The sequence below is a fragment of the Lysobacter sp. ISL-50 genome, assembly GCF_018612875.1.
Lineage (GTDB): Bacteria > Pseudomonadota > Gammaproteobacteria > Xanthomonadales > Xanthomonadaceae > Lysobacter.
Genome location: NZ_JAGGRI010000052.1, coordinates 18584 through 31127 on the forward strand (window position 1 = coordinate 18584; position 12544 = coordinate 31127).

Below are 12544 nucleotides of genomic sequence, written 5' to 3' on the forward strand. Positions count from 1 at the left end.
ATCGTGGTGGCGCGCGGGCCCAATCCGATCACTGCCGCAGCGCTGTGACCGATGTCGCGATCAGGCGCCAAGCGCCGGTCGCTGCCGTCTCAGGCCAACGGCCGGCCGCGGCCGCGAGACCTTCAGCCGACCAGACGCAGCACGTCGTCGAGCAACCCGGCCGCGGTGACTTCCGCGCCCGCGCCCGGGCCCTGGATCACCAGCGGCTGCGTGCGGTAGCGATCCGACCAGATCGCGACTTTGTTGTCGGTGCCGGCGCCGCCGGCCAGGGGATGATCGCCGGGCAGCGATTCCAGCCCGACCTTGGCCGTGGCGCGGCCGTCCTCGCCGCGCTCCAGGCGGGCGATGAAGCGCAGCTTCTCGCCGTTCTTGTAGGCCTGCGCATAGCGCTCGCGCAGCGGCGCATCGAGCGCGGGCAAGGCCGCATCGACGCTGTCCCTGGACAGGATCGCCAGTTCCGCCGGCACCAGCGAGGCGACTTCGACCTCGCCCGCATCCAGCGCCACGCCCGAGGCGCGCGCCAGGATCAGCAGCTTGCGCCGCACGTCTTCGCCGGACAGATCGTCGCGCGGGTCCGGCTCGGTGTAACCGGCGTCGCGCGCCTGCCGCACCAGCGCCGAGAACGCGCGCATGCCGTCGTAATTGTTGAACAGCCATGCCAGCGAACCCGACAACACGCCGGCGATGGCGTGGATGCGATCGCCGCCGTTCTGCAGTTCGCGCAGGCTGCGCAGCAACGGCAAGCCGGCGCCGACCGTGGCGCTGTCGCCGTAGCCGCTGCCGCCCAGCGCGCAGGCTTCGCGGATCGCGCGCCAGCGCGCCAGCGAAGTGCCCTGGCCGATCTTGCATGCGGTAACCACGTGGATGCCCTGCGCCAGCCATTGCGGATGACGTTCGGCGACCGCTTCGCTGGCGGTGGCGTCGATCACCACCCGCGCGCCTTCGCCTTCCAGCGCGAAGGCGACTTCGTCCAGCGAACTGGCCCGCGCCGAGCCGGCCAGGGCCGACACCGCCGCGTCCGCGGCGATTCCGTCCTCGCCGACCACGGCGCGACGCGAATTGGCCACGTGCACCAGCGACAGCCGCTGGCCCAGCGGCGCATCGCGCCACGCGGCCAGGCGCGCGATCACCGCGCCGCCGACCGTGCCGGTGCCGAGCAGGGCCACCCGCGCCGGCGCCCGCGTCGCGCGGCCGCGCTCCGGCGGCGCCAGCGCGTGCAAGCTGTCCGAATGCGCAACACCGGCCACGACGTTCATCGTTTGACGCGCGCCGCCGTGGCCACCACCGCGCTCGCGCGTTCCAGCGCGGCTTCCAGGTCGGCGATCAGATCATCGACATGCTCGATGCCGACCGACAGGCGCAGCAGACCGTCGCCGATGCCGGCGGCGGCGCGCGCTTCGGCGGACATCGCCGCGTGGGTCATGGTCGCCGGATGCGCGACCAGGCTTTCCACGCCGCCGAGCGATTCGGCCAGGGTGAAGCAGGTCAGGCCGTTGACGAAGGCGCGCACCGCGTCCACGCCGCCGTCGATCTCGACGCTGAGCATGGCGCCGAAGCCCTTCTGCTGGCGCGCGGCGAGCGCATGCCCCGGGTGCGATTCCAGGCCCGGGTAATGCACCACGCGCACCGCCGGATGGCTGTCGAGCAGGGCCGCGATGGCCTGAGTATTTTCCTGATGCACGCGCAGGCGCGCATCGAGCGTGCGCAGGCCGCGCAGGGTCAGGAAGGCGTCGAACGGCGAACCGGTCAGGCCCAGCGCGTTGGCCCACCAGGTCAGGTGCTGATGATGTTCGGCGGTCTTCGCGACCACCGCGCCGCCGACGACGTCGCTGTGGCCGTTGATGTACTTGGTGGTCGAATGCACGACCAGATCGGCGCCGAACGCGATCGGGCGCTGCAGCGCCGGCGACAGGAAGGTGTTGTCCACCACCGTCAGCGCGCCCTTGGCCTGCGCGGCTTCGATCACGAAGCGCAGGTCGGTGATGCGCAGCAGCGGGTTGGACGGGGTTTCGATCCAGACCACGGCCGGACCGGTGGCCAGCGCTTCGGTCAGCGAACGCGGGTCGGTGAGGTCGGCGGTGATCAGCTCGAACGCGCCCTTGGCGGCCAGCGCGTTGAACAGGCGCCAGCTGCCGCCGTAACCGTCGTGCGGCACCACGATGCGGTCGCCGGGCTTGAGGAAGGCGTGCAGCACCAGGGTGATGGCGGACATGCCGGTGGAGGTGATCACGCCGCCGGCGCCGCCTTCGAGTTCGGCCAGCGCTTCGCCGAGCAGATCGCGGGTCGGGTTGCCGCTGCGGGTGTAGTCGTACTGACGCTTCTGGTCGAAGCCGGCGAAGCTGAAGTTGGACGACAACACGATCGGCGGGGTGACGGCGCCGTGGGCGATGTCGCGGTCGATGCCGGCGCGCACGGCGGCGGTACAGGGATTGCGGGTGCTGGTCAGGGTCGAATCGATGCTCACGTGGGCCGCTCCGTAGTTATGAATGCTCATGCGGCCACCGACGTACAGTCGGCCAACGCTTCGCGAAGAATGGTGTCGATCTGGGATTGCTCTTTCAGGCAGGCGTCGTGGCCGTAGATCGAGCGCAGCACGCGCAGGCGGGTTTCGCCGCGCAGCCGCTCGATCAGGTCGTAGGACTCGCCCAGCGGGATCAGACGGTCTTCGGTCACCGCGACCACGGTTACCGGAATGCGCACGCTGGCCGGATCGACCTGCTGCAGGTCGATGGATTCCGACAAGCGCAGGAACGCGGTCGGCGGGGTGCGCGCGACGTATTTGTTGCCGCAATGGTCGAGGTAGTCCTCGGCGGCGACGCGCACGCGGCCATCGACCACCTGCGCGGCGCCGAAACGCTCGGCGAATTCTTCCGGAGTGCGGTAGCTCAGCACCGCCAGTTCGCGCGCCAGCGCCAGGCCCTGGCTTTCGTCGCACTGCAGCGCGCCGAGCGCGACCGCGCGGCGCTGCAGCGCGCGCCAGGCGGCGGCGTAGGGATGGGCGCGGTGGGTGCCGCTGATCGAGACCAGTTCGCCGACACGGGTCGGATGACGCGAAGCGAACTGCAGGCCGACCATCGCGCCGTAGGAGTAACCGACGAAAGCCTGCAGGCGTTCGATGCGCAGAGCGTCGAGCAGCGCGGCGATGGCGTCGGCCTGGTCGGCCGGATCGAGCACGATGTCGAGCGAGCCGTCGGCGCCGATCCAGTCGAACGACACCAGGTGATAGCGGGTCGGGTCCAGCGAGCGGCCGGCGCCGACCTGGCATTCCCACCAGCCCTGCTCGCCGAACTCGCGGCTGGGCGCCAGATGCTTGTGCGCCGAGATTCCACCGGCGACGAACAGCGCCGGCAGCGAAGCGTCGCCCTGGGTTTCGTAGCGCAAGGTCAGCGCGCGGCGGCCGGAATAGCGCAGCTCCAGTTCGATGCGCACTTCGCCGCGCGTCGCCGCGGCGCGGGCGCTGGCGGTGCGCTCGAAAGCGACCGGCGCGGCGGCGGCGGAATAGGAGACGAAGCTGTCGGCGCGATCGAAGGCGGCGGTGCTGGGGGCGAAGCTCATGGCGGTCATCCGAAGTGAACGGGGCCACCGAGTTCGCAAGTCGCGCACGCGCATCGCTGCGCGTGTTCGCAACCATCTTCCGACCAACGCCTCCAGGGCGGGCCGCAGGAATTGGCACCTTCACGCGGCTTGCGCCGCCTTGGGTTGCCCCGGCTTCAAAGGGCCTGTCCCTCTGCCGGTCTCGATGGATGGACGTAGTCTGCCCACGGCCGCGGGGCGTGTCAATCGCTTCATCCGCATATAGCGATTTATCATTTAGCCCAGCCCCGGACCCGACCGAGTGCTCAAAGCGGATGCGGCCGCCACCCCGTTGCCATCGGGCCCGCATACACTTGTGCCGATGAATAGCCGCCTCGTCGCCGCCGTCCTCGCCAGCCTGCTGCTGTCCGCCTGCGCCGCCCACCCGGTCCTGGAATCGGAAACCCGCACCGCCAGTGCGGGCCCGGCCGGGCTGCGGATCGTGCCGGAGCGCTTCGTCTCCAAGGAAAGCCCGCAGGACGAGCTCGACTCGCTCGCCACCTGGCCCGGCGAAGACGGCTCGACCTGGCTGATCGCCAGCGCCAAGTCCACCCACAGCCTGGCCGTCTACGACGCCGACAGCGGCGAACGCCTGCGCAGCGTCGGCGCCAAGGGCACCGCGCTGGGCCAGTTCAAGCGACCCAACGGCTTGGCGGTGTTCGCCGATTATCTGTTCGTGGTCGAACGCGACAACCACCGCGTGCAGGTGCTGCGCCTGCCCGGTTTCACTCCGGTCGGCAGCTTCGGCGACGCGCAGTTGCGCAGTCCGTATGGGGTGTGGGTCAACGAGACCGCGCCGGGCGAGCTGGAGGCCTACATCACCGACAGCTTCATGTACGGCGAGAAATTCGACCGCGTGCCGCCGCTCAAAGAGCTGGACCAGCGCGTGCGCCGCTATCGCCTGCGCTTGGAGGACGACGACCGGATGTCGAGCGAATACCTGGGCGCGTTCGGCGACGTCAGCGAGGACGCGGCGCTGCGCATCGTCGAATCGATCTCCGGCGACCCGGCCAACGACCGCCTGCTGATCGCCGACGAAGACCAGCGCCACCTGTCCACCCTGCGCGAATACACCCTGGCCGGCCGCTACACCGGCCGCCGTCTGCCCGATCGCTCCTTCGACGCCCAGGCCGAGGGCGTGGCGCTGTGGAGCTGCCCCGGCGGCGGCGGTTACTGGATCGCGGTCGATCAACTCATGCCGCGCACGATCTTCCACGTGTTCGACCGCGATACCCTGAAGCCGCAAGGCAGCTTCAGCGGCGAGGTCACCGCGCACACCGACGGCATCGCCCTGCACGCCGCCGGCACCAAGACCTTTCCGACCGGCGCGCTGTACGCGGTGCACGACGATCGCTCGGTGACCGGCTTCGATCTGGGCGACATCGCGCGCGCTCTGCAGTTGCAATCGAGTTGTCTGGACTGACCCGCGCCGTACCGATCCTCCCGCCCTCCATCGCATCCGTCCTTCGCACCGAACCATGCCGCGCCCGACTCCCTCCGCCAAACGCCGCATCGCCCTCGGCCTGTGCCTGACCCTGCTCGCCGCGCACGCGGTGCAGGCCGGCAAGCTGTATCGCTGGACCGACAAGAGCGGCATCACCCACTACGGCGATCGCGCCCCCGCCTCGGCGCCGCCGTCGGAAGTCAAAGTGATTCCGTTCCGCGCCGAGCCCGGCTCGATCGCGCGGCTGCGCGTGCAGCAGGACGGCGACCGCTATCTGGCCTGGGCCGACAACACCCTGTCCGGGCCGATCGAAGTGCGCCTGGATTTCACCCACAGCAACAACATCATCGGCAGCCCGCTGCTGCCGGCCAGCGCGACGGTGGCCGCGCGCAGCAGCGCGGTGGTCAGCGTGCTCAGCGCGCAAGACCCGACCCGCGGCGGCGATTTCGAACTGAGCATGCGCTCGGTGCCCGGCGATCCGGACGCGCGCGCGCAGAACGCCGACTACCTGCTGCCGCTGCAGCAGCAGCAATTCCGCATCGACCAGGGCTACGGCGGCCATTTCAGCCACACCGAACCCGAGCATCGCTACGCGGTGGATTTCGCCGCCGAGATCGGCACGCCGGTGCTGGCCGCGCGCGACGGCACGGTGATGCAGGTCGAGACCGACTTCGACAAGGCCGGATTGAATCTGGAGAAATTCGGCGACCGCGCCAACTTCGTGCGCATCGTCCACGACGACGGCAGCATGGCCCTGTACGCCCATCTCAAGGCCGACGACGGCGTGATCGTGCGGGTCGGCCAGCGCGTGCGCGCCGGCCAGCAGATCGGCCTGTCGGGCAACACCGGCTTCAGCACCGGGCCGCATCTGCATTTCGCCGTGCAGATCAATCGCGGGATGCGGCTGGAGTCGATCCCGTTCCGGATGACCGGGCCGCAGGGGCCGTTGCGGCTGTCGGGCGGGGGGCGCTGAGGGGCGCCGGGAATCGGGAATCGGGAATCGGGATCAGTCTCGGCGCTTCGAGGTCTTTTGTGGGAGGGCCTTCAGGCCCGATGCCTTTCGGCCAGATCACGGCGCCGGATCGAAAAGCATCGGGCCTGAAGGCCCTCCCACAAAAGCAGAGCCGCATCGGGCCTGAAGGCCCTCCCACATAAAGCAGGGCCGCATCGGGCTTGAAGGCCCCCCCACAAAAGCGGGCCCTGCCAGGCACTGGCGCCTGATCCGCCGGCCCAGCGCCGCCGCCTTCGGACCCGCCGCCGCCCGAGGGTATACTCCCCGCCTCCCCGTTACCTGCCGACGCGCTCCGGGCGCGCCGTTCCCATGTCCGAAGTCTCCCAAGAAGCCCTCCGCCGACGCACCTTCGCGATCATTTCGCACCCCGACGCCGGCAAGACCACGCTGACCGAAAAGCTGCTGCTGTTCGGCGGCGCGATCCAGATGGCCGGCAGCGTCAAGGGCCGCAAGGCCGCGCGCCACGCGACCTCGGACTGGATGGCGCTGGAGAAAGAGCGCGGCATCTCGGTGACCTCCTCGGTCATGCAATTCCCCTACGAAGGCCACATCGTCAACCTGCTCGACACCCCGGGCCACGCCGACTTCGGCGAGGACACCTACCGCGTGCTGACCGCGGTGGACTCGGCGCTGATGGTCATCGACGTCGCCAAGGGCGTGGAAGAACGCACGATCAAGCTGATGGAAGTCTGCCGGCTGCGCACCACGCCGATCATGACCTTCATCAACAAGCTCGACCGCGAAGGCAAGAGCCCGATCGACCTGCTCGACGAAGTCGAAAGCGTGCTCGGCATCCAGTGCGCGCCAATCACCTGGCCGATCGGCATGGGCCAGCGCCTCAAGGGCGTGGTGCACCTGCTCACCGGCGAGGTGCACCTGTACGAACAGGGCCGCAACTTCACCCGCCAGGACTCGACCATCTTCGCCTCGATCGACGATCCCGGCCTGGCCGCGCGTATCGGCGAGAACATGCTGGCCGAGCTGCGCGAAGAACTGGAACTGGTCGAAGGCGCCTCGCATCCCTTCGACAAGGCCAAATATCTCAGCGGCGAACAGACCCCGGTGTTCTTCGGCTCGGCGGTGAACAACTTCGGCGTGCAGCTGCTGCTGGACTTCTTCGTCGAACACGCGCCCTCGCCGCGGCCGCGCGAGACCACCGCGCGCGACGTCCAGCCCACCGAGGAAAAACTCACCGGCTTCGTGTTCAAGATCCAGGCCAACATGGACCCGCAGCACCGCGACCGGGTCGCGTTCATGCGCATCTGCTCGGGCAAATTCAACGCCGGCATGAAGGCCTTCCATGCGCGCACCAACAAGGAAGTCAAACTCGCCAACGCCCTGACCTTCATGGCGTCGGACCGCGAGATCGCCGAGACTGCCTTCCCGGGCGATGTCATCGGCATCCACAACCACGGCACGATCTCGATCGGCGACAGCTTCAGCGAAGGCGAGAACCTGTCGTTCACCGGCATCCCCAACTTCGCCCCGGAACTGTTCCGGCGCGCGCGCCTGCGCGATCCGCTCAAGCTCAAGCAGTTGCAGAAGGGGCTGGCGCAGTTGTCGGAAGAAGGCGCGACGCAGTTCTTCCGTCCGCTGATGAGCAACGACCTGATCCTCGGCGCGGTCGGCGTGCTGCAGTTCGACGTGGTCGCCTATCGCCTCAAGGACGAATACGGCGTGGATGCCAGCTTCGAGCAGGTCGGCGTCGCCACCGCGCGCTGGATCCGCTGTGCGGACGCGAAGAAGCTCGAGGAATTCCGCGACAAGAACGCGCTCAACCTGTCGGTGGACGCGGCCGGCCAACTGGTCTACCTGGCTCCGACCCGGGTCAATCTGCAACTGGCGCAGGAACGCGCGCCGGGCGTGGAATTCATGGCCACGCGCGAACACGCGCACGCGATCGCGATGGACTGAGATGTCGCGCCTGCGCCAATGGTGGTTGTACTTGATGAGCAAGCGCAGCGAAGTCGCCGCGCTCGACTACAAGGACGCCTACATGGGCAAGGTGATCATGGACATCCACCGCCTGCGCAGCGACAAGGCGCAGGCGATGGCGCCGCTGCATGCCCTGCACCCGATCCACCGCATCGACCGCGAGTCGGCGCTGCAGGCCACCCACGCACGCGCCCAGGCGCTGATCGCGCGGCGCGACGAGTTGCTCGCCCGCGGCCGCCTCGATCTGGCGGCGTTGAACGCCATCATCCCGTCGGTCTCGCAGATCAAGGTCGTGCGCGAGGACGAGCGCTGGCTGGCGTTCGAAGGCAACGGCCGTGTGTACGCGATGCGCGAAGCCTTCGGCGAAGACTGCGCGCTGCTGGTCGAGGTGGAGGAATACCGCTTCGCCAGGCCGCACAAGATCCAGCAACGCTTGCGGCGGATTCGCCGGCTCAACGCGCTGGAATAACGCCTGCATCGGCGCGACAGCAAGCCCGCCGCGCCGATGTGTTTCATCGCTTTGCTCTGCACGCCGACCACCGCGGCGTGACTGTCTTTCCCGATTCCGGCCATGTCGGGCTGGCGCCATGCTGCGAGGCACCATCGGCTAGGATCGAAAGCGCCGGAGGAACCGGCGTCCAAGCGAAGGGGGAGTTATGTATTGGTTGGGTATCGCGCTGTGTTTGATCGGTGGTCTGTGGATCGTGGTCAACGCGTTCCGCAAGAGCATCTGGTGGGGCTTGGGTTCGCTGATCATTCCGCTGGTCGCGCTGGTGTTCGCGATCATGAATTTCGCCGAGAACAAGATTCCGCTGGCGATCTACGTAGTCGGCTTCATCCTGCTGATCGTCGGCATGCCTTCGACGGCGGGCTACGGCGCTCCGGTCTAGCTTGCGGGCGCGCCGGAACGCGGCGGCGACCGACCGTTCGTCCGACGCCCTGTCTCCGGGCGCGGAGCCCGACGACGAAGGCTCCGCGTCCTGTATTTAGCTGAACATGGCCGCCGTGCGGCCGCCGCGGCGCGTGATCCGGGTCGCGAATCGGCCTCGCTTCGGCCTTAACTTCGGTTGGCTGTTCGCCGGCGCGGCGAGCATTCGCTTCAGACCGCGTTAGGATGCGGGCATGACCGTCGCCCATGCCCCCGCTCACGACAAACATTCGATCCGTGAAGAAATCGCCAACGCCCTGACCCACGGTCTGGGCGCCACCGCCGCCCTGGCCGGCGGCTCGGTGATGATCACCCTGGCCGCGCTGTACGGCGACGCCTGGCAGCTCGGCAGCGCGATCGTGTTCGGCATCAGCCTGCTGCTGCTGTATCTGGCCTCCACCCTGTACCACGCGATCCAGCACCCGGTCGTCAAGGGCCGGCTGAAGGTCTTCGATCATTGCGCGATCTACCTGCTGATCGCCGGCACCTACACGCCCTTCACCCTGATCGGCCTGCGTGGCCCGTGGGGCTGGGGCCTGTTCGCGGCGATCTGGGGCCTGGCCTTCGCCGGCATCGTGTTCAAGTTGTTCTACACCGGCCGCTTCAAGCTGCTGTCGACCGCCATCTATATCGCGATGGGCTGGCTGGTGATCGTCGCGATCAAGCCGCTGCTCGACGCGCTCGACGCCTGGACCCTGGGCTGGCTGCTCGCCGGCGGCATCTGCTACACGCTGGGCACGGTGTTCTATCACCGGCCGTCGCTGAAGTACTCGCACGCGATCTGGCATCTGTTCGTGGTCGGCGGCAGCGTGTGTCACTACATCGCGGTGCTGTCGCAGGTGGTTCCGGCCGCGGAACTGGCCTCGGCAATCTGAACGACTGAACGCTCCACGCCGCGTCCACGGCGTATTCACTCTCGCTTTACCGCCTGCTGGCGATGGTGAGGCCATCGTAGCGATCAGGTTCCGCCGGCACGGCCGAACGACTGCACGCGGTGATGCGCTGCCGGCATCGTCCGCACGATCGGACTTCGCCTTTTGACGATGAGCGCATATCCCACACCGCCCGCATCCGAAGCCTCCGCCGCGCGCAGCGTGCGCGCGTGGCCGCGCCGTCATCCGTGGCTGAGCGTATTGGGCCTGATCGCGCTGGCCATCGCGGTACTGATCGCACTGTGGGATTGGAACTGGTTCAAAGGTCCGATCGAGCGCGAGGTCGAAGCGCGCACCGGGCGCAAATTCGAAATCGCCGGCAACCTGGACGTCGATCTGGGCCGCGTGCCGGTGATCCGCGCCGACGGTCTGAGCTTCGCCAACGCCGACTGGGCCAAGCAGCCGATGATGGCGACCGCGCAGCGGCTGGAACTGGCGATCGAGTTCTGGCCCTTGCTCAAGGGCGATGTGCGCATTCCCGAAATCCATCTGACCCAGCCGCGCGTCAATCTGCAGAGCGATCCGGCCCACGGCGGCAACTGGGTATTCAAAAGCGGTGGCGGCGAACTGCCGCGCTTTCGCAAAATGTGGATACAAGACGGCCGAATGGAATTTCTCGACGCCGCCGGCAAGACCGACATCCGCTTGGCCGTCAACAGCCGCGAGCCGCGGCGCGAAGACGCCGCGCCGCCGGTCGAGGTCGAAGGCGGCGGGCGTTGGAAGAACAACGCCTTCACCCTGCAAGGCCGCGCCGAATCGCCGCTGGAGCTGAGCGACGCGCAGCGTCCGTATCGCCTCGACCTTCGCGCCGCCGCCGGCGCGACCCGCGCGCATGCGCGCGGCGAACTGGTCGATCCGTTCCATCTGCGCGATTTCGATCTGCAGTTCGCTTTGTCCGGCAAGAACCTCGCCGACCTGTATCCGCTGATCGGCGTGGCGATTCCGCCGACCCCGCCGTATGCGCTCGACGGCCGCCTGCATCGCGACGGCGCGCGCTGGAACTATCGGGATTTCACCGGCAAGGTCGGCGACAGCGATCTGGCCGGCGATGCCAGCGTCGACACCGGCGGCCCGCGTCCGTATTTGCGCGCTGACCTTGTTTCGAAGCGCCTGGACTTCGACGATCTGGCCGGCTTCATCGGCGCGCCGCCGCAGACCGGTCGCGGCGAGAGCAGCAATCCCGAACTCGCCGCGTTGAACGCGCAACTGGACGTCAAGCCCCGGGTACTGCCCGATACGCCGTACCGGCTCGACAAGCTGCGCGCGATGGATGCCGACGTGAAGCTCAAGGCCGCGCGCATCAACGCGCCGGGCTGGCCGCTGGACGACATGCAGGCGCATCTGTTGCTGGAAAACGGTTTGTTGAAACTCGACCCGCTGAACTTCGGCGTCGCCGACGGCGATATCCGTTCCAACATCACCATGGACGCGCGCAACGCGACCATCCGCACCCGCGCCGACATCAACGCGCGCGGCCTCACCCTGGCCAAGCTGATGCCGACGGTGAAGCTCGGCCAGGACGCGGTCGGCAAACTCGGCGGCCGCATCGCCTTGAGCGGCAACGGCAACTCCATCGCGAAAATGCTCGGCAGCAGCGACGGCAGCGTCGCGATCGGCATGGGCGAGGGCCAGATCAGCAATCTGCTGATGGAATTCGCCGGTATCGACTTGGCGGAAATCCTCAAGTTCAAGTTGACCCACGACCGCAAGATTCCGATCCGCTGCGGCTTCGGCGATTTCGCCGTGAACGATGGCGTCATGACCGCGCAATCGCTGGCCTTCGATACCAGCGACACGGTGCTGGTCGGCACCGGCACGATCAACATGCGCGATGAAAAGCTCGACCTCGTCATCCGCGCGCGCCCGAAGGACCGCAGCCTGCTGTCGCTGCGCGCGCCGCTGTTGGTCACCGGCACTTTCAAGCAACCCAACGCGCGTCCGGACTACAAACGCCTGGGCTTGCGCGGAGCGGCGGCGCTCGCGCTCGGCGCCATCGCGCCGCCGGCGGCGTTGTTGGCTACGTTGGAATTGGGGCCGGGCAAGGATGCGGGTTGCGCCGAGCATTTGGTGAATTGATCGCGATGCTTGCGCGGTGAAGGCGTGGTGCGTCGTCTTGGGTGTGCTGAGCTTCGACCTTCCGCCAGAATCACTTCTTAGTTCTCTGAATCGGCAATGGCTTTGGCTTTGGCTGTGGCTTTAGCTTTAGCTTTAGCTGTGGCTTTAGCTGTGGCTGTGGCTTTAGCTGTAGCTTTAGCTGTAGCTGTAGCTGTAGCTGTGGCTGTGGCTTGAGCTTTTGCCTTGGCTTTTGCCTGGCGTCGCTTGTTACTCGCGAGACCAGGGACACCCGAAGGGCGGCGCACATGGACGTGCGCCGGGTGCCACCTTGGGCAGGATGCCCAATGTGGCACCTGCCTGCGCAGGCACCGTACTCGTGGCTTTTGACTCGAAACAGCTAAAGCCTTTTCTTTGGTTACTTTCTTTGTGGCTTTGGACAAAGAAAGTGACCCGCCGCTCTATGGCGGAAGCGTTTAGCGTTTGACCTTGCTTGAAGCTTCTAAGAACCTGAAAGCCCCTGACCGAAACAACCAGACCCGCGCACTCCCTCCTACCGTCATTCCCGCGAACGCGGGAATCCAGTGCCTTTCGTGCGAGAACGCTTGAAGTCGCTGGATTCCCGCCTTCGCGGGAATGACGAGCAAAAGAAGCCTCAAGCAAGAGCA

Annotated in this window: 10 protein-coding genes and 1 riboswitch; of the genes, 7 read left to right on the forward strand and 3 right to left on the reverse strand. The window is 67.5% G+C overall.

Features of this window, described 5'->3' with window-relative positions; genetic code table 11:
- Positions 1-122 precede the first annotated feature (122 nt).
- The 3 genes from J7J50_RS22685 to J7J50_RS22695 are packed head-to-tail and all read right to left on the reverse strand — an operon-like array spanning position 123 to position 3555.
- The gene (locus J7J50_RS22685; protein ID WP_215058048.1) at positions 123-1256 is read right to left on the reverse strand and encodes a homoserine dehydrogenase; all 1134 of its coding nucleotides are present in this window, start codon (positions 1254-1256) and stop codon (positions 123-125) included.
- Positions 1253-2464 carry an O-succinylhomoserine (thiol)-lyase gene (locus J7J50_RS22690; protein WP_343222562.1) on the reverse strand — a complete coding sequence of 404 codons (1212 nt, stop codon included), beginning with the start codon at positions 2462-2464 and terminating at the stop codon, positions 1253-1255. Before J7J50_RS22690 ends, J7J50_RS22685 begins: the two co-directional genes overlap by 4 nt.
- Positions 2465-2490: 26 nt before the next feature.
- A complete protein-coding gene (locus J7J50_RS22695; RefSeq protein WP_235111046.1) occupies positions 2491-3555 on the reverse strand; it encodes a homoserine O-succinyltransferase in 1065 nt (354 codons plus the stop codon).
- Positions 3556-3624: 69 nt separating this feature from the next.
- Positions 3625-3746, reverse strand: a riboswitch (SAM riboswitch).
- Positions 3747-3895: 149 nt separating this feature from the next.
- Between J7J50_RS22695 and J7J50_RS22700 the strand changes: the two genes are divergently transcribed.
- The 7 genes from J7J50_RS22700 (at position 3896) to J7J50_RS22730 (ending at position 11900) form a co-directional block, all read left to right on the forward strand.
- Complete coding sequence (locus J7J50_RS22700; protein ID WP_215058051.1) at positions 3896-4996, forward strand: phytase; 1101 nt, start codon at positions 3896-3898, stop codon at positions 4994-4996.
- Positions 4997-5051: 55 nt separating this feature from the next.
- On the forward strand, positions 5052-5990 hold the full coding sequence (locus tag J7J50_RS22705; RefSeq protein ID WP_215058052.1) for a M23 family metallopeptidase: 939 nt from the start codon (positions 5052-5054) through the stop codon (positions 5988-5990).
- 348 nt (positions 5991-6338) lie between these two features.
- Complete coding sequence (locus J7J50_RS22710) at positions 6339-7943, forward strand: peptide chain release factor 3 (RefSeq protein ID WP_215058053.1); 1605 nt, start codon at positions 6339-6341, stop codon at positions 7941-7943.
- A 1-nt stretch (position 7944) separates the two neighbouring features.
- Positions 7945-8433, forward strand: a complete 489-nt coding sequence (locus J7J50_RS22715; RefSeq protein WP_215058054.1) for a hypothetical protein — start codon at positions 7945-7947, stop codon at positions 8431-8433.
- A gap of 187 nt (positions 8434-8620) precedes the next feature.
- On the forward strand, positions 8621-8854 hold the full coding sequence (locus J7J50_RS22720) for a hypothetical protein (RefSeq protein WP_215058055.1): 234 nt from the start codon (positions 8621-8623) through the stop codon (positions 8852-8854).
- A 232-nt stretch (positions 8855-9086) separates the two neighbouring features.
- A complete protein-coding gene (locus J7J50_RS22725) occupies positions 9087-9767 on the forward strand; it encodes a hemolysin III family protein (RefSeq protein ID WP_215058056.1) in 681 nt (226 codons plus the stop codon).
- A gap of 168 nt (positions 9768-9935) precedes the next feature.
- A complete protein-coding gene (locus tag J7J50_RS22730; RefSeq protein WP_215058057.1) occupies positions 9936-11900 on the forward strand; it encodes an AsmA family protein in 1965 nt (654 codons plus the stop codon).
- The last annotated feature ends 644 nt before the right edge of the window (positions 11901-12544 follow it).

Coding starts and splice junctions, on each gene's coding strand:
- J7J50_RS22725 (WP_215058056.1), top strand. CDS start 9,087: ATGACCGTCGCCCATGCCCCCGCTCACGACAAACATTCGATCCGTGAA.
- J7J50_RS22715 (WP_215058054.1), top strand. CDS start 7,945: ATGTCGCGCCTGCGCCAATGGTGGTTGTACTTGATGAGCAAGCGCAGC.
- J7J50_RS22695 (WP_235111046.1), bottom strand. CDS start 3,555: ATGAGCTTCGCCCCCAGCACCGCCGCCTTCGATCGCGCCGACAGCTTC.
- J7J50_RS22710 (WP_215058053.1), top strand. CDS start 6,339: ATGTCCGAAGTCTCCCAAGAAGCCCTCCGCCGACGCACCTTCGCGATC.
- J7J50_RS22720 (WP_215058055.1), top strand. CDS start 8,621: ATGTATTGGTTGGGTATCGCGCTGTGTTTGATCGGTGGTCTGTGGATC.
- J7J50_RS22685 (WP_215058048.1), bottom strand. CDS start 1,256: ATGAACGTCGTGGCCGGTGTTGCGCATTCGGACAGCTTGCACGCGCTG.
- J7J50_RS22705 (WP_215058052.1), top strand. CDS start 5,052: ATGCCGCGCCCGACTCCCTCCGCCAAACGCCGCATCGCCCTCGGCCTG.
- J7J50_RS22730 (WP_215058057.1), top strand. CDS start 9,936: ATGAGCGCATATCCCACACCGCCCGCATCCGAAGCCTCCGCCGCGCGC.
- J7J50_RS22700 (WP_215058051.1), top strand. CDS start 3,896: ATGAATAGCCGCCTCGTCGCCGCCGTCCTCGCCAGCCTGCTGCTGTCC.